The sequence below is a fragment of the Gottfriedia sp. OAE603 genome, assembly GCF_040543965.1.
Taxonomy (GTDB): domain Bacteria; phylum Bacillota; class Bacilli; order Bacillales; family Bacillaceae_G; genus Gottfriedia; species Gottfriedia solisilvae.
Genome location: NZ_JBEUNN010000001.1, coordinates 3,072,377 through 3,098,744 on the forward strand (window position 1 = coordinate 3,072,377; position 26,368 = coordinate 3,098,744).

23 protein-coding genes, 1 pseudogene and 1 other annotated feature are annotated in these 26,368 nt (G+C 33.9%); of the genes and pseudogenes, 3 read left to right on the forward strand and 21 right to left on the reverse strand.

The window, feature by feature from the left end; all coding sequences use genetic code 11:
- Positions 1-16 precede the first annotated feature (16 nt).
- The 9 genes from hisS to ABID96_RS15820 form a co-directional block, all read right to left on the reverse strand.
- Complete coding sequence (gene hisS, locus ABID96_RS15780; RefSeq protein ID WP_192602847.1) at positions 17-1,282, reverse strand: histidine--tRNA ligase; 1,266 nt, start codon at positions 1,280-1,282, stop codon at positions 17-19.
- 62 nt (positions 1,283-1,344) lie between these two features.
- Positions 1,345-1,574: a binding site (T-box leader), on the reverse strand.
- A gap of 688 nt (positions 1,575-2,262) precedes the next feature.
- Positions 2,263-2,442, reverse strand: coding sequence for a hypothetical protein (locus ABID96_RS15785; protein WP_087998647.1), 180 nt, complete (start codon positions 2,440-2,442; stop codon positions 2,263-2,265).
- 195 nt (positions 2,443-2,637) lie between these two features.
- Entirely contained in the window at positions 2,638-3,075 is a 438-nt protein-coding gene (gene dtd, locus ABID96_RS15790) for a D-aminoacyl-tRNA deacylase (RefSeq protein ID WP_192602848.1), read from the reverse strand.
- Positions 3,076-3,092: 17 nt separating this feature from the next.
- Positions 3,093-5,294: a RelA/SpoT family protein gene (locus ABID96_RS15795; RefSeq protein WP_192602849.1), complete on the reverse strand. Its 2,202-nt coding sequence runs from the start codon at positions 5,292-5,294 to the stop codon at positions 3,093-3,095.
- Between the two features lie 162 nt (positions 5,295-5,456).
- Positions 5,457-5,969, reverse strand: a complete 513-nt coding sequence (locus ABID96_RS15800; protein ID WP_087998644.1) for an adenine phosphoribosyltransferase — start codon at positions 5,967-5,969, stop codon at positions 5,457-5,459.
- Entirely contained in the window at positions 5,969-8,320 is a 2,352-nt protein-coding gene (gene recJ / locus ABID96_RS15805; protein WP_192602850.1) for a single-stranded-DNA-specific exonuclease RecJ, read from the reverse strand. The genes ABID96_RS15800 and recJ overlap by 1 nt, the downstream gene beginning before the upstream one ends.
- A 39-nt stretch (positions 8,321-8,359) precedes the next feature.
- Positions 8,360-9,271 (reverse strand): cation diffusion facilitator family transporter, encoded by a 912-nt coding sequence (locus ABID96_RS15810; RefSeq protein ID WP_192602851.1) that lies wholly within the window; start codon positions 9,269-9,271, stop codon positions 8,360-8,362.
- Positions 9,272-9,395: 124 nt separating this feature from the next.
- Positions 9,396-11,633, reverse strand: coding sequence for a protein translocase subunit SecDF (gene secDF / locus ABID96_RS15815; protein ID WP_192602852.1), 2,238 nt, complete (start codon positions 11,631-11,633; stop codon positions 9,396-9,398).
- Between the two features lie 101 nt (positions 11,634-11,734).
- Positions 11,735-12,013 (reverse strand): post-transcriptional regulator, encoded by a 279-nt coding sequence (locus ABID96_RS15820; RefSeq protein ID WP_192602853.1) that lies wholly within the window; start codon positions 12,011-12,013, stop codon positions 11,735-11,737.
- Between the two features lie 152 nt (positions 12,014-12,165).
- On the opposite strand from ABID96_RS15820, the gene spoVB reads away from it, so the two are divergent.
- Entirely contained in the window at positions 12,166-13,722 is a 1,557-nt protein-coding gene (gene spoVB, locus ABID96_RS15825; RefSeq protein WP_192602854.1) for a stage V sporulation protein B, read from the forward strand.
- Between the two features lie 386 nt (positions 13,723-14,108).
- Here spoVB and ABID96_RS15830 read toward each other — a convergent pair whose 3' ends face one another.
- Positions 14,109-14,759 carry a DUF421 domain-containing protein gene (locus tag ABID96_RS15830; protein WP_192602855.1) on the reverse strand — a complete coding sequence of 217 codons (651 nt, stop codon included), beginning with the start codon at positions 14,757-14,759 and terminating at the stop codon, positions 14,109-14,111.
- A 181-nt stretch (positions 14,760-14,940) separates the two neighbouring features.
- On the opposite strand from ABID96_RS15830, the gene ABID96_RS15835 reads away from it, so the two are divergent.
- The gene (locus ABID96_RS15835) at positions 14,941-15,324 is read left to right on the forward strand and encodes a TIGR04086 family membrane protein (RefSeq protein ID WP_192602856.1); all 384 of its coding nucleotides are present in this window, start codon (positions 14,941-14,943) and stop codon (positions 15,322-15,324) included.
- 69 nt (positions 15,325-15,393) lie between these two features.
- On the opposite strand, the gene yajC is transcribed toward ABID96_RS15835, so the two are convergent.
- The 6 genes and pseudogenes from yajC to ruvA form a co-directional block, all read right to left on the reverse strand.
- Positions 15,394-15,666, reverse strand: coding sequence for a preprotein translocase subunit YajC (gene yajC / locus ABID96_RS15840; protein ID WP_087998635.1), 273 nt, complete (start codon positions 15,664-15,666; stop codon positions 15,394-15,396).
- A 26-nt stretch (positions 15,667-15,692) separates the two neighbouring features.
- Positions 15,693-16,833 (reverse strand): annotated as a pseudogene (tgt, locus tag ABID96_RS15845) (tRNA guanosine(34) transglycosylase Tgt).
- Between the two features lie 19 nt (positions 16,834-16,852).
- On the reverse strand, positions 16,853-17,881 hold the full coding sequence (gene queA / locus ABID96_RS15850; protein ID WP_192602858.1) for a tRNA preQ1(34) S-adenosylmethionine ribosyltransferase-isomerase QueA: 1,029 nt from the start codon (positions 17,879-17,881) through the stop codon (positions 16,853-16,855).
- A gap of 109 nt (positions 17,882-17,990) precedes the next feature.
- Positions 17,991-18,188, reverse strand: a complete 198-nt coding sequence (locus ABID96_RS15855) for a DUF2905 domain-containing protein (RefSeq protein WP_192602859.1) — start codon at positions 18,186-18,188, stop codon at positions 17,991-17,993.
- Positions 18,185-19,186 (reverse strand): Holliday junction branch migration DNA helicase RuvB, encoded by a 1,002-nt coding sequence (ruvB, locus tag ABID96_RS15860; RefSeq protein WP_087998631.1) that lies wholly within the window; start codon positions 19,184-19,186, stop codon positions 18,185-18,187. Before ruvB ends, ABID96_RS15855 begins: the two co-directional genes overlap by 4 nt.
- A 5-nt stretch (positions 19,187-19,191) precedes the next feature.
- The gene (gene ruvA / locus ABID96_RS15865) at positions 19,192-19,809 is read right to left on the reverse strand and encodes a Holliday junction branch migration protein RuvA (RefSeq protein ID WP_087998630.1); all 618 of its coding nucleotides are present in this window, start codon (positions 19,807-19,809) and stop codon (positions 19,192-19,194) included.
- A 120-nt stretch (positions 19,810-19,929) separates the two neighbouring features.
- Between ruvA and ABID96_RS15870 the strand changes: the two genes are divergently transcribed.
- Positions 19,930-20,469, forward strand: coding sequence for a GNAT family N-acetyltransferase (locus tag ABID96_RS15870; RefSeq protein WP_192602860.1), 540 nt, complete (start codon positions 19,930-19,932; stop codon positions 20,467-20,469).
- A 191-nt stretch (positions 20,470-20,660) separates the two neighbouring features.
- Here ABID96_RS15870 and ABID96_RS15875 read toward each other — a convergent pair whose 3' ends face one another.
- The 5 genes from ABID96_RS15875 to ABID96_RS15895 form a co-directional block, all read right to left on the reverse strand.
- Positions 20,661-21,179, reverse strand: coding sequence for a BofC C-terminal domain-containing protein (locus ABID96_RS15875; RefSeq protein WP_192602861.1), 519 nt, complete (start codon positions 21,177-21,179; stop codon positions 20,661-20,663).
- 259 nt (positions 21,180-21,438) lie between these two features.
- On the reverse strand, positions 21,439-21,903 hold the full coding sequence (locus ABID96_RS15880) for a GNAT family N-acetyltransferase (RefSeq protein WP_192602862.1): 465 nt from the start codon (positions 21,901-21,903) through the stop codon (positions 21,439-21,441).
- A 534-nt stretch (positions 21,904-22,437) separates the two neighbouring features.
- The gene (locus tag ABID96_RS15885; RefSeq protein ID WP_192602863.1) at positions 22,438-24,648 is read right to left on the reverse strand and encodes a YhgE/Pip family protein; all 2,211 of its coding nucleotides are present in this window, start codon (positions 24,646-24,648) and stop codon (positions 22,438-22,440) included.
- 71 nt (positions 24,649-24,719) lie between these two features.
- Complete coding sequence (locus ABID96_RS15890) at positions 24,720-25,292, reverse strand: TetR/AcrR family transcriptional regulator (protein WP_192602864.1); 573 nt, start codon at positions 25,290-25,292, stop codon at positions 24,720-24,722.
- A 203-nt stretch (positions 25,293-25,495) separates the two neighbouring features.
- Positions 25,496-26,269: a YhcN/YlaJ family sporulation lipoprotein gene (locus ABID96_RS15895; protein ID WP_192602865.1), complete on the reverse strand. Its 774-nt coding sequence runs from the start codon at positions 26,267-26,269 to the stop codon at positions 25,496-25,498.
- Positions 26,270-26,368: the final 99 nt, after the last annotated feature.

Genomic DNA, 26,368 nt, shown 5'->3' on the forward strand with positions numbered 1-26,368 from the left:
CATATCCCCCAGTTCATTATTTAGAGCTTACGTATTTTACAAATATATCTAATGCAACTTCCTCTTGAACACCCGTTTCTTGGTCTTTCAAATTGATGACTCCACGAGATAATTCCTCTTCACCTAAAACAGCAACATATTTCGCTTTAAAACGGTCAGCAGCTTTAAATTGTGCTTTTATTTTACGATCTTGATAATCCTTTTCACATACAAGACCGGCTTTACGTAATTGATATAATAATGAAGTTGCTTCTTTTTTCACCTCATCACCTAGGGCGATTAAAAACACATCCATTTCTTGTGGAATCGGAAGTTCGATCCCTTCTGTCTCAAGCGCTAATAATAAACGCTCTATACTTAATGCAAATCCCATACCAGGTGTATTTGGTCCACCAAATTCTTCAACTAAGCCATTATATCGGCCTCCACCACTTAAAGTAGAGATTGAACCAAACCCTTTACCTTCTAACATGATTTCGAAAACAGTGTGATTGTAGTAATCTAAACCACGCACTAAATTTGGATCGACTTCATATGGAATATTCATTGCTGTTAAATAAGATTGAACATTTTCAAAATACTTCACAGACTCTTCATTTAAATATTCAAGGATTGACGGTGCTGATGCCATTGAAGGGTGATTATGGTCTTTTTTACAATCTAACACTCGAAGTGGATTAGATTCTAAACGATTTTGACAATCACCACATAACTCATGTACAACAGGTTTAAAGTGATTAACAAGCGCTTCACGGTGAGCTTTACGACTTTCTAAATCACCTAAACTATTGATCACAAGTTTAATATTTTTTAAACCAAGGCCACGATATAAATCTCTCGATAATGCAAGAACCTCTGCATCAATTGATGGATCATTGCTACCTAATGCCTCGATACCAAATTGAACAAATTGACGATATCGCCCTGCTTGAGGACGCTCATAACGGAACATTGGTCCAATATAATATAATTTTGTTGGTTGATTACTATTTCCGTGCATTTTGTTTTCTACATATGAACGTACAATAGATGCTGTTCCTTCAGGACGTAAAGTTAAACTACGATCACCACGGTCTGTAAAAGTATACATTTCCTTTTGTACAATATCCGTCGTGTCACCTACACCTCTTGAGAATACTTCCGTATGTTCAAACATCGGTGTACGAATCTCATTGTAGTTATATCGTTTGCATAAGTCCCTTGCAAACTTTTCAATATACTGCCATTTCTCAACTGTACCAGGTAAAATATCCTGCGTACCTCTTGGAATATTAATCGACATTGTGAATCCTCCTAAAATAAACCTATATATACAAAAAACTCCCGTGCCTACTGAAATAAAACAGTAGGGACGAGAGTTATAAGCCCGTGGTACCACCCTAATTGAAGAATGAATCATCATCCTTCCACTTTCATCGTTAACGCCGATTACGTTTATCCTTACTAGAATACTCTTTCAGAATAAAGCCTCTGGAGTGTCTTTCAAATAGTCTACTTGTGGAAATGCTCTCAGCCACGACATTTCCTCTCTCTTCAAGAGATCCTATTATACTTTTCTCCGTCATTGGTAAGTTTTATGTATCAATATGTTATTTTATATCTTACGTTTGGTTACAATAATTGTCAAGAACTGAAGAAAGAAAAATTTTAAGAACGTTCTAATTGTTTCTTTAAATCACGTACTTCTCTTAATGTTAATCCGAACTCACTTGCCATCTCCAATGAATTTGACTCTTGCCCTCTTGATTGAAATTCATGAAAATCCATATTGAGAACTCCTCTACGATTTGAACCCAAACTATTTCGATTGTTAATTCTCATGGTGAAAGTCTCCCTCCAATATCATAATATTTAGTTTGTCCAAGTTTTGGCACGATTAAACCAAAAAAATGCTTGTTGAAAGACATTTTTCTATTACAACTTTCTTTAAAAATAGGCTTTGTTAATGTTAATTGTCGATATTTCACAAGAGATATTCTTTAAAAATATACTACAGAATTTTAAGTAAAAATATTTATTTAAAGAGATTGATTGGAGTGAAAGGTGCGAGACTCATATAAGAGTAGCGGGAAGTATGACCCTCACAAGTAAGTAGGCATGCTGAAAACACGACGTCCTTTCGTAACGCATGCATGATCTACTTCGTGTGGACCCATGAGGCTCATCTCCCGCCCCATGGAAAGCGAGCATCCTGAAACTGAAAATCAACTTTCTTTTTTAACAGAGCCAAAAAATAAAAAAACCATGGGGAATTCCCATGGGTTAAAGAAGTTTTGAAATGGTAGATATAGAGCTTTGTACTGAGCCATCTAGTAAATACATTAATCCATAATAAATAAGTAGGATTAACACAACAAAAACGATTGCCTTAAAGAAGCTTTTAAGAATCGTAAATAAAATGACACCTGCAATCAGGATTAAAATGAGTGTAATCGAGTCCATTTCATACCCTCCTATGCATTCTAAAATAGAACCCATATATACTATCGTATTCAGAACCAATAAATAATATATGTAAAATAGAAAGGTACAACTTTAAAACAGATTGATGTCTATAGAAACAAAAGATAGTCAAGATGAAAAGTGTAAAAAAACCTTCTCCCACACTGTGGGAAGAAGGTTTTTTTTATGATGCTATTAACTTTCAATCATGATTGTAACCGGACCCCAGTTTGTAAACGATACGTCCATATCAGCTCCGAAAATACCAGTTTGTACTTCAAAACCTTGTTCACGTATATATGCATTAAACTGTTCGTATAGTTGATTTGCAATATCAGGCTTTGCTGCATCCGTAAAGCTTGGTCGTCTTCCTTTACGAGTATCACCATATAGTGTGAATTGAGATACTGATAATACTTGACCATCAATCTCTTTTAAAGACAGGTTCATTTTACCATCGCCATCTTCAAATATTCGAAGATTTAATGCTTTATCAGCACAGTACTTCATATCATCAATTGTATCTTCATGCGTGATCCCTACAAGTAATAACAAACCTTTAGGTATTTGACCTACTACTTGTCCATCAACTACAACTTTAGCTTCTTTTGTTCGTTGTAATAAAACTCTCATGACTTACCCCTCCTCTTCTAGTGGAAAATGCGTCGCACAGAGTAAATGTCTGGAATTTGTTTTACCTTATCCACTACTTTTTGAAGGTGGTTAATATTTCGAATGGACAAACTCATTGTAATAGTCGCCATTTTATTTCGGTCATTTTTACCTGTTACTGATGAAATATTTGTTTTTGTTTCATTTACTACAGACAATACTTCGTTTAAAAGTCCACGACGGTCATAACCGAAAATTTCAATATCAACATTATAATCGCGTTCAAATGTTGGACTTTCTTCCCATTCAACTTCAATAAAGCGATCTTCTTCACTATCATTGAGCATGTTTACACAATCACTTCGATGAACAGATACTCCACGGCCTTTTGTAATATAACCAACAATATCGTCACCAGGTACTGGATTACAGCACTTTGAAAGTCGTATTAGTAAGTTATCTACACCTTTAACTGAAATACCAGCATCTTTACGACGTGAAGGAGCTTTTTTAAGATCTGAAGATAATTCTTTTAACCGCTCTTCTAAATCTACTTCCGGTCTTTTTCGGAATTTATCTGTTAAACGATGTGCGATCTGCGTTGCAGTAATGCCATTATATCCAACAGCTGCATACATATCTTCAGCATTTGAAAAGTTAAACTTTTCAGCAACACGTTTTAAATTTTCTGAAGTTAATACTTCTTTTATATCACAATCTAGTGCTTTTATTTCTTTTTCAACTAATTCTTTGCCCTTATCAACATTCTCTTCACGTCTTTGCTTTTTAAAATATTGACGTATTTTATTCTTTGCATGTGAAGATTGAGCAAGTTTTAACCAGTCCTGACTTGGCCCATATGAATGCTTAGAAGTCATAATTTCAACAATATCGCCAGTTTTTAATTTATAATCTAGCGGTACCATTTTTCCATTCACTTTTGTACCAATTGTTTTATTCCCAATTTCTGAGTGTATACGGTATGCGAAATCGATTGGCACAGAGCCTAATGGTAATTCGTATACATCACCTTTTGGTGTAAATACGAAAACCATATCTGAGAATAAATCCATTTTTACTGATTCCATAAACTCTTCTGCATTCGTAGAGTTATCTTGCCATTCAATAATCTCACGGAACCAACTTAAACGATTTTCAAAGGATTTCTGAGTAGGTACATTTGCATTTGATTTATCTTCCTTATAAGCCCAATGTGCTGCTACCCCGTACTCAGCGATTTGATGCATTTCCTTTGTACGGATTTGAACTTCTAAAGGATCACCCTTTGGACCAATAACTGTCGTATGAAGTGATTGATAAAGATTTGCTTTAGGCATAGCAATATAATCTTTGAATCGACCAGGCATCGGCTTCCAACAAGTGTGAATGACACCTAAAACAGCATAACAATCTTTAATACTATTGACGATTACACGTACAGCCAATAAGTCATAAATTTCATTAAATTGTTTATTCTGCTTTGCCATTTTGTGATATATGCTGTATATATGCTTTGGCCTACCCGAAATTTCGGGCTTTATTTCTACATCTTCTAGTTGCGCTTCGATCTCACTGATGACTTCGTCTAAGTATTGTTCACGTTCGGCTCTTTTACGCTTCATAAGATTAACGATTCGATAATATTGTTGAGGATTTAAGTAACGTAAGGCTGTATCTTCCAGTTCCCATTTTACTTTATTAATCCCTAAACGATGAGCTAGAGGAGCAAATATTTCTAACGTTTCATTTGCAATTCTGATTCGCTTTTCCTGAGGTAAATGCTTTAACGTTCTCATATTATGAAGGCGATCGGCTAGTTTAATTAAAATGACTCTCAAGTCCTGTGCCATTGCGACAAACATTTTTCGATGATTTTCAGCTTGTTGTTCTTCTTTCGATTTAAACTTAATTTTACCAAGCTTCGTAACGCCATCGACAAGCATAGAAACTTCTTTACCAAATTGATTTTCTAAGTCTTCTTTAGAAACTTCAGTATCTTCTACCACATCGTGAAGAAAACCAGCACTAATTGTGGTTGCATCCATTTCAAGGCTTACAAGTATCCCTGCTACTTGAATAGGGTGTATTATATATGGTTCACCAGACTTACGAAATTGCTCACTATGCGCATCTCTAGCATATTCATAAGCATGTTTAATAAACGCCACATCATCTTCTTTTAAATAATGGGACGCTTGCTCTAAAACTTGTTCAGCTGTCAAAACTTGTTCATTAGCCATTTAATCACCTTAAATCATTATTTCTTATATTATCGTGAATATTTCGTTTTTTGTAAAGCAGGAGTCGTCAAAATTCATTTTTTTTTGCAGGTTTCTGATAGAAAAAGAGCACTCTGATTTATTCAGAGTACCCCATCGTACGACATTATATTATGTTAAAAATTAATAAGTCATTAGTGTAAATATATCATAACCTTCTAATTTTTTACGACCTTCTAAATAAGAAAGTTCGATTAAGAAAGCAATACCTACTACAATTCCACCAAGTTCTTCAACAAGCTTGATTGTCGCTTCAATCGTACCACCAGTTGCTAATAAGTCATCTGTAATTAGCACACGTTGTCCTGGCTTAATTGCGTCCTTGTGCATTGTTAAAGTGTTTGTACCATATTCTAGGTCATAATTATAGCTAATCACTTCACGAGGTAATTTACCAGGTTTACGAACTGGTGCAAAACCGATTTCTAGAGCATATGAAATTGGACAACCAACGATAAACCCACGCGCTTCAGGTCCAACAACTAAGTCAACATCCTTCTCTTTTGCATACTCTACGATTTTATCAGTAGCCGCTTTATAGACTTTCCCATCATTCATTAATGAAGAAATATCTTTAAACTGAACGCCTTCTTTTGGCCAGTTTGGTACAATCGTAATATAATCTTTAAAATTCATTAAATAAGTGCCTCCCCATTTTCGGAAAAATGACTTTTCATATTTTGAAAAAATGTAGTTAATTCATCACATTTTGAGTACAGAAATAAACGTTCCAGTTCAATACTTGCAAGTTTGATCGCATACGTACTTGATTGAGATAGATCTTTCTTCTCAGTTTGTGGCAACAAACGAATTTTCCCATCCTCTATTGTAACAAATTCCAGATCAAAAAACACCTTTGTCATAAAATCGACTTGTTCTTTTTTCCATCCCATCTTACGACATAATGCCATTTCATACATACCCATGTCAAATGGATTCGTTTTTGCAAGAATTGAGTAGTATTTTTTAAAGCTCTCTCTACTTGGAATTGGAGAGAAAAAATGTAACTCATCTTGATTAAATACTAAATAGATTCTTTGTGATAATCCATTTTGGAATACCGCTCTTAGGTCATGCTCTGAACCTGGCAAATCTAGTAGAATAACGAATTCATTTTGAACATCAATCATCGTTTCATGAACAGATTCATATGAGACGAACTTCGAAATAGGATATTTATTTTTTAAATCTAGATATTCATTTTTAGATTGATGTAAGAACACAAATTGATGTTCATTAGAAGGTAATGTTAAACGATGTGGTTCTTGTCCTCTAAAATCGAATAATTGCCAATGATTAACACTTAAATCTTGAATCATTAATTGTGGTTTTCTCTTCCCATTCCATTCATTAATCGATGCCATACCTAAGCAGGAAATCTTAGATCCACTTGCAATTTCATTCACAACATGTCCAAATCCAAATCCAACTGCATCAAGAAACATAGAGCTTTCCTTCAATTGAACTTTTAAGTGTGAGCCTTCGTTACCAATCTGTTTTAGATTTGTTATTTCAACATCCTGAATTTGCAATACCGGTTTCGGGTTATGCATCCCAAAAGGTGAAAGCATGTTTAATTCATTTATAAATGAAATAGATACTTCACTAACCTGACATTGTAGATCTACTTCTTTCAGAGGAATAAAATCTTCATCAGTCATCGTTTGATCAGCAAATTCATTTAAACGCTGCCTTAATTGTTCTACATCTTCAATTGCTAATGTCATACCTGCTGCTAATGTATGTCCACCAAAATGAGGTAAGATATCTTTACATTTTGTTAAGTTTTCAAACAATGAAAATCCTTCAATACTTCTTGCGGAACCCTTAGCTATGCCTTTTTCATGATCAATACTAAGGACAATGACAGGTTTATAGAAACGATCAACAAGCTTTGATGCGACAATTCCTACTACGCCAGCATTCCAACCTTCTTTTGCAACAATAATTACTTTGTTCGAACAAGTATTATCCAAACTATTAACTTGTTTAATTGCTTCCTCAGTCATTGTAGTAACTAATTCCTGTCGCTCTCTATTCAACACATCAATTTGTTCTGCTAGTGTCTTTGCAACTTGTCTATCAGTTTCTAATACTAGATCTACAGCAGGTTTCGCGTCACCAAGACGTCCTACTGCATTTATTCTTGGACCAATTGCAAAACCAATTGTTTCTTCACTAATTGATTCTTGAGCCACACCACTTATTTCAAGTAAAGCCTTCAATCCTACTCTATTTGTTTGCTTTAACTGTCGTACACCTTTTTTTACGATCAATCTATTTTCATCAACTAGCGGAACTAAGTCAGCAACTGTCCCAATTGAAACAAGCTCCATATATTCCTCGGGTTCTCTACCTAATAGTGCTGATGCAAATTTAAACACAACACCCACACCAGCTAACTCCTTAAACGGATAGTTAGGACTAAGTTTGGGATGGATAATCGCTAAGGCTTTTGGTAATTCTTCAGGTGGTTCATGGTGGTCGGTAATGATTACATCAATTCCAAGTTCATTTGCAAAATCAACTTCATTAGCAGCTGAAATACCTGTATCAACTGTAATAATTAACGAATAATTTTGTTCATGTGCCCATTTGAATGCGTTCTTATTTGGTCCATATCCTTCACTAAAACGATTCGGGATATAAAAATCTACATTTGCTTCTAATTCTTTTAATGTTAAAAACAATACAGAAGTACTACTTACACCATCTGCATCATAATCACCAAAAATTAATATATTTTCATTTTCTTCTATCGCTTGAAACACTCGGTCAATAGCTATGTCCATACCCTCTAATAAAAACGGGTCATGAAAACTCATTTGTTCTTCATATAAGAAATTCTTTGCATCCTCAACTGTCGTTACCCCACGTGTAACCAGTAATTTTGCTAAAAGAGGGGATATCTGTAATTCTTTACTTAATATTAGTTCAGCTTGGTCATTTGATGACTTCGGTTTCCAACGTGCTTTTGATTTTAACAAATCTATCACCCCTAACTGTACTATTATACTAAAGTAAACTTAGTGGATGAAAGTATTATTTTTATCATTATATGGATTTATATGGACAAACACATTTTCCACATCCTTTTGTTCCATTAACTTCGCTTTTACATTTTTTCCAATCCTATGTCCTTCTTCAACAGTAATATATGGATCGACTGAAACCTTTATATCAATAATGACATAATATCCATGTTCTCTAGCATATAGGGTATTTATCTCTTTTACCCCTTCTATAGTCCTTACAATGTCCTTATACTGCTGTACATCTTCTTCATGAAGGACATGGTCCATAGTTGTATGAATTGATTCAGCTCCAATATCCCATGCCATTTTTAAAATCATGATTGATACAATTAATCCAGCAGCAGGATCTGCATAAAGTAGAACTGGCATATCTATTTTCTTTCCAATAATGGCAACTCCGATCCCTATCATTGCGGCTGCTGATGAATATACATCAGAACGATGTTCATATGCATTTGCAATAATTGCATCACTATTTAATTTTTTTCCAAGTGCAAACTTGTAACGAAACATCCATTCTTTCAAAAAAATTGAGATAAACGCAGCAAGTAAAGCAATAACTTCAGGTGATTCAACTGGCTTAAAAAATGATTCAATAGAAGATTTACCAATTTCAATTCCAACAATGAATAATAGTACAGCTACAATGATTGCTGCGATTGATTCTGCTTTACCATGTCCATATGGGTGATCTTCATCTGGTGGCATTTTCGCTGCCCTCAAACCAAATAACACTGCTAAAGAACCTACTACATCAGATGCTGAATGTACTGCATCAGCCATTAATGCTTTACTATTTCCTATATATCCAATAATCATTTTGACAATTGCAAGGAGTAGATTGCCATAAATTCCTATATAAGCACCTTTCTTGGCTTCTTTATACCGTTCCTCTTGCTCCATATGTCTCTACCTACTTCCTCATATTGCGTCTTTAGATTCTATTAACACATTTAAGTAGTATTTTCATTTTCGTTTCATTCTAAAACAAAAAGAGTATAAGCATTTAGCCTATACTCTTAAAATTTTATTTTGCTTCTTCAGTCTCTATTACTTGATGTTTATCAAGCTGGCGTCCTTTTATATACAGCCAAATTTGAGATGCAATAAAGATTGAAGAATATGTTCCAACAACTAATCCGACTAATAAAGCAATTGAGAAATTAAGAATTGCGCTACTACCAAAAATTAATAATGCAATGACTGCTAAAACTACTGTAAGTACTGTTTTAACAGAACGACCTAAAGTTTGGCGAATCGAATCATTCACAATTTCATTCAATTCTTCTCTCGTACGAATTTTCTTTTTAAGCTTCATATTTTCACGTACACGGTCGAACGTAACAATTGAGTCATTAATTGAATAACCAACAATCGTTAAGACAGCCGCAATAAATGTAATATCAACTTCTAATCTAAAAATACTAAATACAACAACAATGAAGAACGCATCATGAATCAATGCAACTACTGAAGCTAAAGCATAAGAGAATTGGAAACGTAAAGATACATATAGGATGATCCCTATAGATGCAATCACTAATGCTTTCAATGCATTCGCTGCTAATTCTCGACCAACTACTGGATCTACAGTACTAACATTCGGCTCAACTCCGAATTCAGTTGTAAATTCTTTTTTCAATTTCTTGATTTGATCTTTAGATAAGACACCTTTAAACGCAATAGAACCAGCTTTTCCACCATTTTCTGATATAGTAGTACTCTCTGCTTCTAATCCTAATTTTTCTAGTTCTTCATTAACAAGTTGTTTCGTTACAGCTGTTTTTGATTCAAATGTTACACGTGTTCCACTTGCAAAATCAATTCCAAGATTTAAATGGAAAATTGAAAGGACAATTACACCAATGATCGTAGTAATAATTGAGAAATAAACAAATTTTCGTCCGATACTTACGAAATCGACTTTATCATACTTAGTTGGCGGATGTGCTAGATTATGATTTAATCCTAAAATCTCACTTTGTTTAATGCCAAACCAAGTTTTTTTATTATTTAAGTAACGACTTTGAACTAATAAAGAAAGTAATAAACGAGTTCCAAATACCGCCGTAATAAAACTTACTAAAATACTAACAATTAAACTTGTTGCAAAACCTTTTACAGAGCTTGTACCAAAGATAAATAATACTGCTGCTGCAAGTAATGTAGTGATATTTGCATCAAAAATTGTTGCAAATGAGCGCTGGTTTCCAGCACGATAAGCAGATGCTACTGATTTACCTAGTTTAAGCTCGTCTTTTAATCGTTCATACGTAATGATATTATTATCTACCGCGATCCCAACACCTAGAATTAAGGCAGCAATACCTGGTAGTGTTAATACGGCATTCATCCAATCGAATACAAGTAAAGTCAAGTATACATATGCAGTAAGCATGATACATGCTAGTAGTCCTGGTAAACGATAGAAGTAAAGCATGAATAAGAAGATGATGATAACCCCTACGATACCAGCTAAGATTGTTTCATGAAGTGCATCAGTTCCAAACTTAGCTCCAATTGATGTAGAGTATAGTTCTTTAAGATGTACAGGAAGTGCACCTGCATTTAATAAATCAGCTAATTCCTTTGCACTTTCAACTGTAAAAGTAGATCCTACAATGGAAAGAGAATCATCTGTAAATACTTGATTTACACTAGCTGCTGATAAATATGTTGGTTTTTCTTTTGCAGATTCTTTTTTAAATGAATCTACGCCTTCTTTAAAATCTAACCAAATAACCATCATGTTATTAGGAGGACCCATTTGTAATACTTTGCTCGTTACAGATTCAACTTTTTTAGCATCTTTGAATGTAATGGAAACACTTGGTTTATTCATTTCATCAAATGTTTGTTTAGATGCACCTTCTTTTAAATCTGCACCTGTCATTAAAACTTTGTCATTTACATCGCGAATCGTTAAGTTCGCTTCAGTCGAAAGAATATCACGTGCTTTCGCTTGGTCTTTTACACCAGCTAATTGAACACGAATACGATCTTTTCCTTCAATTTGAATATTAGGTTCACTAACACCTAATACGTTTACACGTTTTTCTAATGCTTTTGCTGTACTTACTAATACAGTTTTATTAACTTTTTCGCCTTCTTTAATTGGTTTGACCTTATAAAGTACTTCAAAGCCGCCCTGTAGATCCAGACCTAGCTTTATTTTGTTCGCTGTACCCATTACAGTCGTTCCAATTACCGCTGCTAAAACAGCAATAATTAAGAAGAAGGCAACTATTCTGTTACGCTTCACCATTTTGTGAATTTCCTCCTCTAAATTGTCCAAGTCTAGTATAAAAATGGTATGTATTCATTCTTTCATTATACAAATGCAATTTTTTCATTGTCAATTTTTGGCTAAATTGACTCTCCAAACTGCCATGTAGGAGATTTAAACGATTCAATTCGAATATAATTCATATAATCATTTACAGTTAAAGAGAGTATGTCTTCAACAAGTTGAAATAGTTTCGGATCGTCCTCATTCTTTCGCCATAGAGTGTTTTCCAGGCATTGCCACAATTCATCTTCACTGACGGTATCATATCCAAGCATTTTAAACTCGTCCAATTTACTTTCTATTACAACTTGTAGCTTCGGTTTATATTCAGAAACCTTTTCACGAAACGCCGACATACTCTTCCCTCCTAATTTTCTGTATTTTTAGAAAAATGACATTAGTCCATATTATTTCATTCTCTAGATGTGAACTTGTCATGCTTGGCTACATTTAAAGCATATATATAATTGTAAATCATTCTAGGCAGTTTGAGAAGGTGGTAAACGCTATGTCAAAGCAAACGTTTTTAAGAGGGACGTTTTTTTTACTAATTGCGGGACTTATTACGCGAATATTAGGATTTTTTAACCGAATTGTAGTAGCAAGGATTATGGGAGAAGAAGGCGTCGGATTATATATGATGGCTGTACCAACATTGTTTTTAGTAATGACCTTAACACAATTAGGTTTACCAATTGCAATCTCAAAATTAATTGCAGAGGCAGTGGCACAACAAAGAAAAGACAGAATAAAGAAAATTTTAGCCGTCTCAATGACAATTACAGGAATTTTAAGTATTATCTTTACAACCGCGATGATCTTCTTATCTCCATATATAGCAAAAAATTTATTAACAGATGCTAGAACGATGTATCCTTTATTTGCAATTGCTCCAGTTGTACCAATCATTGCAATTTCATCAGTTTTACGTGGTTATTTTCAAGGTGTGCAAAACATGCGTCCATCTTCATTCTCTCAAGTTATTGAACAGACAGTTCGTATTGTTTTAGTAGCAGTTTGTACCAAAACATTTTTGCCATATGGGGTAGAATTTGCTGCTAGTGGGGCAATTATTTCTGCAGTTTTCGGAGAATTAGCTTCACTGGTTTACATGTTATATGTATTTAGGAAAGAAAAAAATGCAAAATTTATAACTGGTTTCCGTTCAAACATTAAAGATGGTAAAAAAACGCTAAGTGATTTATTAAGTATTGCTTTACCAACTACAGGTAGCCGTTTAATTGGTTCCATTTCAATGTTCTTAGAACCAATTGTTGTTTCCCAAAGCTTAGCGATAGCTGGTGTCACGGCAATTGCTGCAACAAAACAATACGGTTTACTTTCGGGTTATGCATTACCATTACTACTGCTCCCAGCGTTTATAACTTACGCACTATCAACCTCTCTTGTTCCTGCCATAAGTGAAGCAATGGCAAAAAAAGATCGCATTACAGTAGAACGAAGATTACAACAATCACTTAGATATTCTATGATTGCTGGCGGTTGGTCTGTTGTCATTCTCTATGTGTTTGCATCTCCGATCTTAACTTTAATGTATAAGAGTGACCAAGCAACCCCTTTCATTTTATTACTTGCACCTTGCTTTATCTTTTATTATTTCCAAGGACCACTTCAAGCTGTTCTACAGGCATTAAATCTTGCAAATTCAGCAATGATTAATAGTTTTGTTGGTTCAGTCGTAAAAATCGCCTTCATTCTTTTACTTGCGACCAATCCAAAATTTGGTATAAACGGAGTCGCTTTAGCAATGAACATAAGCATTGTCACGATTACAGTACTTCACTTTTTTACAGTACTAAAAGCAATTCAATTTACAATCTATCTTAAAGACTATGTGTACTGCTTAATTGTTTTAGGAGCTTGTATCTACTTAGGCAATTTTATAAAGCATTATGTAGTGTTCTCATCTTCTTTATTAGTACAAACCTTATCAAGTATCTCAATTGTAACGCTAATGTACATACTATTGATTCTACTTTTTAATTTAATTAAGAAGGATGAAATCATTCGACTGCCATTTTTCAAAAAAATCATTACTAGATAATTTATTGCTTTTCAACATTGTTTTTTTAAAAACAAGGCTCTGTTAAAAAAGAATGCTGATTTCCATTCCAGGTACTTCGCTTTCCATGGGGCGTAACCCTAATCCTCCTCGGCGAGCCTCCGGGGTCTCAAGTTTCCCGCATCTCCCATAGGAGTCTTCGTACCTTCCATTCCAATTACTCCGAACCTTTAGAAAGTAGCAAAAAGAAGTAATCAAAAAAGTGTCTTTATACAAGTATGTTTGTATAATAGACACTTTTTTGTTTTTAAAGACCCCACAGAAAGAGAGCATCCTGGAGTAGTAATCAACTTACGCATTCTTAAATATCAACAACAGTAACGAAAACGCCTTTTAAAATAGCGCGATTCCATCACTCTTCACCTATATCACTTATCATCTTTCTTATCAAAAAACACTTCACCATCTCTTACACTACAATATGAGATTTGCTCAAAATGTGTATAGCCATGATTTTTTAATTGTTGAAGTAACCATATTTTATCTTTTTTATAGTGAAACAGATTATCTTCTTGAACGATACCATCTAGAATAAGCGGAAACGTTAATGCACTTATTTCACTCTCTTTAGTATTCTTTTTAAAAATAGTTAGTTTTCCTGACGGTTCCAGTATAGCGTATTCAACATCTCTAATATCACCAATATCCTTTTCTCTTAGTTGTAAAAGAAGATCATCGAACGTATATCTTTGTTTCTTCATTTCTTTTTCAAGAACTTTCCCGTTACTAATGATGAAAACTGGCGTACCGTCTAACAATTTTCTAAACTTAACACTTTTTAATGAAATGATAGATAAAATAATTTGAATGATGACAATTAGTAACATAGGATATACGACTTCGAAAATTGGTTCCTGATGCCTATCAATACCAATTGCAGCAATTTCAGTTAATAAAATAAAAACGACTAAATCTAATAAACTTAATTCTCCAATCTCTCTTTTCCCCATTACCCGAAACAAAAAAGCGATGATTAAATAGATGACAATCGTACGAATCGTCATAGAACCAAGATCCATTTGCTACTCACCTCACACCCATAACTAATCAATAAATATCATATTTCTATTAAATGAAGACACTTAACTCTACTATGAAGTCCAATATATAAATTACTATTTGTATTTATGCTATAAGTATTCTAAAAATCCAACTCATGAATATGCTTGTATTAAAGAGTGTACAAGGGGGGAATTATAGATGAAAAAAACAGCAGTAGCTGTCTCTTACGGTGTTTTAACCATTTTGTTATTAGTATTGTCAATTAGTTTAATTTTATCATTATTACTTAGACTAACTTCACTGTCTGAAGCAAGTGTGACAACAACAACTTTTGTCCTATCTTTTATTATTATGTTAATCGGTGGGTTTGTAACAGGTGCTAAAGGGAAGGAAAAAGGATGGTTACTAGGTTTATTAACTAGTGGAGCTTATTCTATATTTGTATTTTTTGTACAATTCCTTGGTTATGACCGTACATTTTCTAAAGAGCAGTTAATGTACCACGCTATCTTTATTGCTATTTGTATGTTGGGTTCTATTTTCGGAGTAAATACTGCAAGTAATAAATCCTATAATCGCTAATCCATTATAAAATGGAAAAAACGCTAGCTTATCAAATAAACTAGCGTTTTTACGTTCAATCAATATGATTTATGCATTCGCTTTAGATTCACGGATTGCGTTTCGATCGAAAACTAAACGTGAACCATCTGCTGTTTTTAATGTGATCGTGTTATTTTCTTCGTTGATTGAATCAACTGTTCCATGTAAACCGCCAATTGTTACAATCGCATCGCCTTTACCAATTGCAGCTTGCATTGCAGCAGTTGCTTTTTGACGCTTTTGTTGAGGACGAATTAATAAGAAGTAGAAAATTACAAACATTAATATTAATGGTAAAATCCCTGCTATTCCACCTGACATTTTTTTCTTCCTTTCATTATGTAAAATTAGAAGTTCCTAGCATTCGGTTTATTGAAGCCATATTGTTCGAAGAATTCTTCTCTGAAATCTCCTAAACGGTCTTCACGGATTGCTTGACGAACTTGTTCCATTAATTGTAACAGAAAATGTAAGTTATGATAAGTAGTCAATCTCATTCCAAATGTTTCTTCACAACGAATTAGGTGACGGATATATGCTCTAGTATAGTTTTTACATGTATAGCAATCACAATTTGGATCAAGTGGTGAGTAATCCTCTGCATATTTTGCATTTTTAATGACTAATCTACCTTCACTTGTCATGCATGTACCATTTCTTGCAATACGAGTTGGAAGTACACAATCAAACATATCCACACCGCGAATTGCGCCATCGATTAATGAGTCTGGAGAACCTACACCCATTAAGTAACGTGGTTTATTTGTAGGTAGCAATGGAGTTGTAAACTCTAACACTCTATTCATTACGTCCTTTGGCTCCCCAACTGATAATCCTCCAATTGCATAGCCAGGGAAATCTAATGAAACTAGATCCTTGGCACTTTGTTTGCGAAGCTCTTCATATTCTCCACCTTGAACAATACCAAATAATCCTTGATCCTCTGGTCGTGCATGTGAATTTAAGCATCGCTCAGCCCATCTACTCGTACGCTCAACAGAACGTTTCATATAATCATATTCAGCAGGATATGGTGGGCATTCATCAAATGCCATCATGATATCAGAGCCTAAAGCATTTTGTATTTCCATTGCTTTTTCTGGTGATAAGAATAGTTTATCCCCATTTAAATGATTGCGGAAGTGTACGCCCTCTTCCTCAATTTTACGGAATTGGCTTAAGCTAAAAACTTGGAAACCACCAGAATCCGTCAATATTGGTCGATCCCAGTTCATGAATTTATGTAATCCACCTGCGTTTTTAATGATTTCATGACCTGGTCTAAGCCAAAGGTGATATGTATTACTTAAATATAATACCTGCACCCATCGCTTTTAAATCTTCAGGAGACATTGTTTTTACTGTTGCTAAAGTACCTACTGGCATAAATGCAGGTGTCTCAAAAGAACCATGCGGTGTATGGACGATTCCTAATCTTGCACCAGTTTGTTTACAAGTTTTTATATGTTCATAACGTATTGCTGTCATTGTTAGATTCCTTTCAATCTTAAAGTATTAACATTGCATCGCCAAAGCTAAAAAAGCGATATCTTTGTTCAACTGCTTGTTTGTATGCAGATAGTACTGCTTCTCTTCCAGCTAAAGCACTAATTAACATGATTAATGTTGATTTTGGTAGGTGGAAGTTCGTAATCATCCCATTTATCCCCATAAATTGGTACCCAGGGTAGATAAAGATAGACGTCCAACCACTGCAACCTACAAATTTCCCATCATTTGCCGTTGCAATCGTCTCAACAGTACGGGTAGATGTTGTTCCAACTGTTATTATTCTTCCCCCGTTTGCCTTTGTTTCATTTAATAGGTTTGCAGTTTCATCAGACATAAAGTAGTATTCAGCATGCATATCGTGTTCCTCTATCGAATCTACACTTACAGGTCTGAAAGTACCTAATCCTACATGTAGTGTAATAAATGCAAGTTTAACACCTTTCTCTTGAACTTTGTTTAATAGTTCTTTCGTAAAATGTAAACCGGCTGTCGGAGCAGCTGCAGAACCAATTTCCTTAGCAAAAACTGTTTGATAGCGATCTTTATCATCCAATTTTTCTTTAATATAAGGAGGTAGTGGCATTTCACCAAGTTGATCAAGTATTTCATAAAAAATACCATCATAATGAAACTGTAGTTTTCTTCCACCTTGCTCACTTGTACCAACACATTCAGCCTTTAAACGGCCATCACCAAATTGAATGATCGTGCCTTCTTTTACTCTTTTTGCAGGCTTTACTAGTGTTTCCCAAACATCCTTTTCTTCTTGCTGAAGCAATAAAACTTCAATTTGTGCACCTGTATCTTCTTTTTCACCAAATAATCTAGCAGGCATAACTTTCGTTTCATTTAAGACAAGGCAATCTCCTTCTTGCAAATACTCCAAAACATCTGGAAACTGCTTATGTTCAACATTGCCAGTCTCTTTATTTAATACCATTAATCTAGATGCTTCACGATCTAACAGCGGTGTTTGCGCAATTAACTCTTCTGGTAAATCGAAATCAAATAATTGTACTTCCATACTTTCACCTATTTCTATATTAATAACAGAATGGGAGTTAAAGAAACGAATTTCTTTTTCGCTTCTTTCAACTTATCTCCACAATCTTCCTTAACTTTTTACCTCTAACCTATTTTCTCCCAATTATTGAGAAAATAAGTGATAAAATAACGCTTATGATAATACATGTTACGATTGGAAAGTAAAAAGATACATTACCTTTTTTGAAGAATATATCGCCTGGTAATTTTCCAAAAAAGCGTAATGATAGCCCAACAACAAGTAAAACAATTCCAAGTGTTATTAGTACTTTTGACATCTCAATCATTGTTTTGGAACCTCTAATCCGAAATGTTTATATGTTAAATCTGAAACAATTCTACCTCTTGGCGTTCTTTGAAGAAATCCAATTTGAAGTAAGTAGGGTTCGTATACGTCTTCAATTGTTTGTGATTCTTCACCAATTGAAGCTGCAATCGTATCCAGTCCAACAGGACCACCTCTAAAACGTTCAATTATTGCTAAAAGTAATTTATGATCAATATGATCAAGGCCAACTTCATCAACCTGCATTTGAATTAGAGAGCTTTTTGCTATATCAAACGTGATGATTCCACTTCCTTGAACTTGAGCGAAGTCTCTCACTCTACGCAGTAATCTATTTGCAATCCTAGGTGTCCCTCGAGACCTTCTAGCAACTTCTAATGTAGCATCTTTTTCAATTTCCATTCCAAATAATTCAGCAGTACGTTTTACGATTAACGCAAGTTGTTCTACGGTGTAAAACTCTAATCGATTTAATACCCCAAATCGGTCTCGCAGTGGTGCTGAAAGTAAACCAGCTCTAGTTGTTGCGCCTATTAAAGTAAAAGGCGGTAGATCAATTCGAACTGAGCGAGCAGTAGCATCTTTACCAATTACGATGTCAAAGAAAAAATCCTCCATCGCTGGGTAAAGTACTTCTTCAACTGTCCTTGGTAAGCGGTGTATTTCATCGATAAACAAAACATCCCCAGGCAAAAGAGATGTTAAAACAGCTGCTAAATCACCAGGTCGCTCGATGGCAGGCCCAGATGTCGTTTTAAACCCAACGCCAAGTTCATTTGCTATAATTGCAGCTAATGTAGTTTTACCTAACCCTGGAGGACCATATAATAGAACATGGTCTAAAGATTCACTTCGCATTTTAGCGGCTTCTATGAAAACTTGTAGATTCTTTTTTACTTTATCTTGTCCTATGTATTCTCTTAGCGACTGAGGTCGTAAAGAAAGTTCTTGATCAAATTCTTCACTTTGACTCTCACTAGATAAAATCCGGTCATCCATTTATATCACCTCTTAGCTTGCAATAATAATTGAAGAGCTTTTTTAATATATTCATCAGTTGACAGATTTTCTGCTTTTAATATTGGAATTAATTTTTTCGTTTCTTTATCAGCATAACCTAATGCTTTCAATGCTTCCATAGCATCATCTAATGATGAAGCCGCTTGTTCTTTTTCTTCTATCGCATCAATATCAGTAAATAAATCAACCTGCACAACGCCAAATACTTTTTCAAGTTTCCCTTTCAAATCAAGTATCATTTGTCTAGCAGTCTTTTTACCGACACCTGGAAATTTTGTTAAAAATGTTTCGTCTTCTTCTTCAATCGCTTGAACAATTTTATTCGGCTCACCAGTAGCAACGATTGCTAAAGCACCTTTTGGACCGATTCCAGAAACACTTAATAGTTTTTGAAATAAAGTACGTTCATCCATTGTCTTAAAACCATATAACATCATTATATCTTCTCTAACATAGTGATGTGTGTAAACTTTTATTTCTTCATTCGAAGGTCTAAAAACGAAAGGATTCGGCGTTACTAACTGATATCCTATTCCATTATGGTCCACCACAATATATTCAGGACCAACCCATTCTATCTTTCCAATTATATATTCGTACATGGTACTCTCCCCTTTTTACATGTATTCCATTGTACCATATAAAGAAGAAGGAAAAAAATAGACGACTGTCGAAAATGTCGAAAATAGAATTTTTATCAAAAAAGGAGGCTGTTATTTGATATGTTTCCATTCATAACAACGGAACGCCTTTATTTAAGGGAAATTGAGGTAACTGATTTAAATCGAATGTATTCAATACTGACCATTGAAAATGTGACCCGCTATTACGGGCTTGATACAATCAATAATACTAGTGAGGTATTGGATCTTATTCATTACTTTAAAGAGATGTTTGCAACAAAAAAAGGTATTCGTTGGGGGATCATAAATAGAGAAACAAATACTTTAATAGGCTCATGTGGCCTAAATGCCTATCAAGAACGAAATAAGAGAGCCGAGGTTGGATACGAGCTTCATCCTGATTACTGGGGAAATGGGTATGCATCAGAAGCAGTAAAAGCAATTTGTACATACGCTTTTGATCAATTGAACCTTAACCGAATTGGTGCGATCGTCTATCCAGAAAATATCCCTTCTCAAAAACTACTTGAAAAACTAGGGTTCGTAAATGAAGGATTATTGAGAGATTATTTAATTCAAGATGATATTGCTCACTCTACGATTTCCTATTCGATTTTAAGAAATGAATGGAAAAATTAGGACTGCCCGCCAAAAGCTTGCTTTCTTAGTTGTTTCTCATGCTTGCGGTGCTAACCACCAGGTAAATCCGCTCCTCTTTAGGCTTCACGCCTCGAAAGACAAGTGTTTTCAATCTGTCTAAATCTCATTTTTAGTTGTTTCTACACACAGAATGGACTTGTTATGAAACAAGTCCATTTTTTATTGATGTATTAAGTATCTTTACGTGCATATTCTCTTAAATAATTTAAAATATGGTCATATCTTTTTTTCGTTGATATCTTAATTCCTCTTTCAAGTTGTTTCTGTTTATTTACTTCTAATTTATTCGTGTCAATCTGAAAGAAAGATTCAATAATATTATTTCCACTAGGTATACCAATATATAAATTCAACATGCCTTTTCCATTAATTCCAATATAACCTTTTGATTTTAACGTTGGTGAAAGGTCATCTATTTTTTTCAGTAAAACGATTTCATCATCATTTTCCTCTATAACGTTCCAATCTTTAAATTCTCGTTTAACTTGATTTAGAGTTTTGTGTTGATTAATATATATTTCCTCTATTACTTCTCCATTCACATAAACTTTATGAAGAATGATTGTGATTCCCTTTTTTTCAGTAGAATAATCGTATGAATCAACCTGATTGAGCTCTGCCAATGTTTCAGTTTGTGTTGGAATAAATAAGAAAAGCAAACATACTAAAATCAAAATAAACTTATTCACAAACATCAACTCCTATAGACATATTGTACAAGCTTTTTTAGTTTGACCATTTTTTTTTACTTTATCCTATTTCAATCTAACAAAAAAAAGCTCATAAAGAGTGACCTTTATGAGCAAATTGGGGGTTAATGAATAGCAAACAATGCGATATTCAAAAATGTAAAAAAGAACTACTAGTTCTTTTTATTACTATTATCTTATCACTTTCTATTTGTTTCATTTCTTTATTATTTGAACACTTTTTGAATTATTTCACTTTTTAGTTAATTTTTGATTCACTTTCAAATATAGAAATATAAAAGTTAGGCGCGACTTCTATATTTTTTAGAAATGCAAACCCTTCACTTTTATATAAATTAATAGCTGGAACATTATCTGTCCCTGTACTCACGATTACTTTTTCATGATGTCTAACAATTTCGTTCATAAAGTATTTTAGTAATTTCCTGGCGATGCCTTGTTTAAAATGGGCAGGCTGAACAACTAATCTACATATTTGATATTCAGTTTCATCTTTTGAGTAGGATAGGAAAGCTATTAATTTATTCTCTTGGATATAACCAATAAATAGTTCACTTGAAGTTACGATTGTTTCAACAGTATCCTTTAATTGCGGGATTCCATCAAAGCCAATTATCTTAGCCTCTATTTTGTATGCAGGAATTTGTACATCTAATATTTGTTTTGCAGTATGACGATCTTGATGATTGATTTGTTTAATCATTTATACGATCTCCTTTCATCAAATCATACACTTATTATCTCATGCTCTTATTACATGACAAGTCTAATTGAGGCTTATTAACGTCTATAAAAAAGTATGATGATATTTTCCACTGCAGGATGCTCGCTTTCCATGGGGCGTGCGCTGAGCATCCTTCCGTTCCAATCACCTTTCAATTGAGAATTCTCTTTAGAAAAATATTTGATTAAATGCTTTATTAACAATTAATAAAAAATGATTTTTTACCGCTCTAGCAAATCTATTTCAATGGGTAGTTTGCTGTACACTTTCTTTTACATTTTGTGGCACCTTCAAGAGTTACAACATGGCGTCGTTTTAGCTTACTTGCCCTTCATCCTGTTGGTATATCTCGTCCCACTACTCTCACAGGATTCAAGTACTTTTTTCCAATTAACTTGATCGTCTTTTTCAATACGTCATGTCTAAATTTTCAATATTGCATATAACTCAAAGTATTTTTTACAGAATTATAACAAACAAAAACCCTATCAAATTGATAGGGTTTTAACGTTATTAAGCATTAATCGTTTGTTCGTTCATTTGGCTACCGTGTTGCTTTTTGAAGCTCACTACAAAATACATCAAAGTAATTGAACTAAATAACACGATAAATCCTGCAAGGATACCTACATTTTGCCACATAAAGCTGAAGTCACCAGTTGAAATAACTGCTTTAAATGCACTTACCGTATAAGTCATTGGTAAAAATGCGTTAAAGTGTTGTAAGAAATCTGGTACTAATTCTAATGGGAATGTTCCTGCACTTGTTGTTAACTGTAAAATTAACGCAATAATTGCAAGGAATCGACCTGCGTCTCCGAATACTGTTACTAACATTTGAATTAAAGCTAAGAATGCAAAGCTTGCTACTAAGCTGATTAATAGGTAATATGGTAAAGATTTTACATCTAATCCTAATAATGTAATTAATGCTAAGCTTGCTACAAATGATTGTATAATCCCTACACCAATTAGGATGCTCGTTTTTCCTGCATACCAGCTAAATGGATTGCGAGGTTTAGAAGCAGCTTCTCTTAGTGGGAATACTACAGAAAGTAATAAGCCTCCAACATATAATCCCATTGATAAGAAATATGGAGTAAAGCCTGTTCCATAGTTAGGAACTGCATTTACACTATCTTTTTCAAGAGTAACTGGATCAGAATACATATCCAATTGTTCATCATTCGTTGATACATCACTCGTTTTAGACTTAGCATCACCAAGCTTGCTTGATAATTCACTAGTTCCATCTTTTATTTTTGTTAATCCATCTTCTAATTGAATTGAACCATCTTTTAATTGATCTACACCAGATACTAATTGTGGCGTATTTCCATTTAAAGTTGAAATCCCATTAGAAATTTGATTCATACCACCTAATAATTTAGGTGAGTTATCATTTAATTGATTTGCACCAGCAGCTAGTTGATTGATGCCATCAACTAAGAGTGGAGCCTTGTCATTTAATTGAGTCAATCCATTTGAAACTTCAGACTGACCTTTAGCTAATTTTGAGACACCTGCTGCAAGTTCTTTATGTGAGTCATTCAGTTTTTGTGCTCCTCCTGATAAACTCTCTCCGCCAGCAGATAATTTTTCTGCACCTGCAGATAGTTGAGAGATACCAGTTGAAACAGAATTACTGCCTGATACTAATGCCTCTATTTTTGCTTTATAGACTGCTTGTTGTTCAGCAGGTAATGAAGCTAATAATGGCGCCATTTCTTTTTGTAGTTGTTCAATTCCAGCTGCTACTTGTTGAGCTCCTGTTGCAGCTGATGTTGCACCTTTATTCCATTCTTTTAGTCCTAAAGAAATGGATTTTGATCCCTCAAGTAATTGAGCTGAGCCATCTTGCAATGCCGGCATTTTTCCATTTAACTGACTTAAACCAGCATTTACTTGATTAGATCCTTGTGCCAATTGATTAATACCTGACCCTAGTGGTCCTGCATTTGATTCTAATTGTTTTAATCCATCATTTACTTGACTAACGCCTGAAGTATACTGTGTCAATCCATTTAGCTCTTGTTTTGAACCATTATCAAGCTTGCCAACACCTTCTTTTAATTCTACTGACTTACTTGAAAGTTCTTTTAAACCATTCGAAAGTTTTGTTGATCCATCTTTAGCGTCTCCTACACCTTTATCAAGCTGTGAAGATCCATCGCTCGCTTTCGATATTCCATCAGTTAACTCACCGATTTGATCGTAAATTGTTTCAACATAAGTTCTTGAAATCGTGTTTGCTATTTTCTCTTTAATTTTTTCAGCAGCAGTACCACCTATTTGACCAGATAAGAAGTTAAAACCTTCATTTGGAATATATTCCATTGTCAATTTTTTAGGTGAATTTTCAGTTACCGTAGCTGCATTTTTAGAAAAATCTTTTGGAATACGAACAGCCATGTAGTAGTCTTGATTTTTCAAGCCTTTCATTGCTTTTTCATTATCGACAAATGTCCATTTAAAATTATCGTCATTCTTTAGATTATCGATCAACTCATTACCAACTTGAATTTGTTTACCATCTAATTCAGTACCTTCATCAAGATTAACGACTGCGACTGGAATTTGATCTAATTTATCATATGGATCCCAAAATGCCCATAAAAACATACCACTATAAAGTAATGGTACTAACAATACTGCAATGATCGGAACTAGAAGTTTCTTATTGCGAACAATATTGCTAAATTCCTTTCCAAATTGTGAGTTCAAAATATATTCCCCCTTGTACTAATTGACCGTTTTGTTCATTTGGTCATTTTATACTATAAATTAAATGGATATCATTTTGATAATCCATTTAGAATATAAAAATTAAATAGTTCTGTTATTTTTTGTGGACTAAGTGCTTCATGTTCTCTTTCCCATTCAATTTTCAAAGTAGTGTAAAGTCGTAACATAATTAAAGCAGTCATTTCAGGATCACATGCAACAATTTCATTTTTCTGGATTGCTTCTTCAATTTTCTTTTTAATGTAAATAATAATTGAATTGTTTAAACGTTTCAGCGCATCATGTACTGCTGTTGTGCCTATTTCTTTTTGTTCTTGAATTAGCTTAATTGTTAAATCATGTTCACTATGAAATGCAATAAATACTTCTAATCCTTTATGAGCTTTTTCGATAAATGAATCTTCATCACGAATTGATTCTTCAGCTAAGTATTTCATTTCAATAATTAAGTTATTGATGATTTCATCAAATAATTCTTCTTTATTTTTGAAAAAAGTATAAATTGTTCCTTTACCAACATTTGCTTGTTTTGCGATTTGACTCATAGTCGTCGCCTTATAGCCAAATATTGTAAAAGATTTTGTTGCTGCTTCTAATATAAACTGCTTCTTTACATTACTCACATAGTCCCTCCTATTCGACTAAATGACCAAATTTGTTTTTTGGTCATTTTTAGGATAAATACACTTTAGCATACAATATTAGCCTTTTCAATTCTTTTTTCATTTATTTTATTACTTTGCTAACAATGATAACAAATACGTATCTGATCAGCGACTCATCGTTATTGTAAAAAGGAAGAAGCATACGCCTCTTCCTTTTTACCTTACTTGTTAGTCGTTATGTCTTTTACGCCACGTTTAACATCTTGATACATATCTTTAACATCATTCTTTGTATTACGAATGATATTATTCGTGTCGTTTGGAATATTCATGATATCATTTCTTACATTACCATCAAATGTGACATATACTTTTTTACCACTTGTATATGGTGATAATGTACTTTTGATTTTTGAACGAAGTGCACCTTCATCAACGTTCTTATTCGTTAAATCTACAGCAACAAGTAGTTGATCTCCAACGACAATTGTTTTTGCGTCATTTACATTTGTCATTTGTTCTACTCGTTTTGAGATTTGATCTGCGTAAATTCTATCCCCTTCGTTCATTCTAGTGTTAGTGCTAATATTCGTAAATGGTATGAGTGAATTATCATTTACATTATTAGTTGTATTATAACGAGTCTGATCAGTTAATGAATATTGATTGTTATAATTATTGGCATTTCGTGCATTATTTCCGTCACGGATAATGCCATCATTTTTATATTCACTATTCAATCCTTCGTTAATACGATCATTACCAAAATGAACATTTTGTTTTGAATACATATCTCTATTGTTTGGATAATTTAAATCATTTACATAACGCTCGTTCACCGCATAAGGGTTAGTCGGTCTATTGTCGAAGTTCACTCTTTCGTATCCAACTTTGTCATTACGGTCATTCATTGCATTATTATCAGTGCCACAACCAGATAAAGCCAATGCAGTTATAACAGTACCAGTAGCTACGATTAGACCTTTTTTATTCAAAATAAAAACCTCCCTTTATCTACAGCAATTTGTAACACCTCAAGAGCATTACATAGTTAGGTTTACCAATTAGGAGATTTTTAAATTGTTAATTGATGG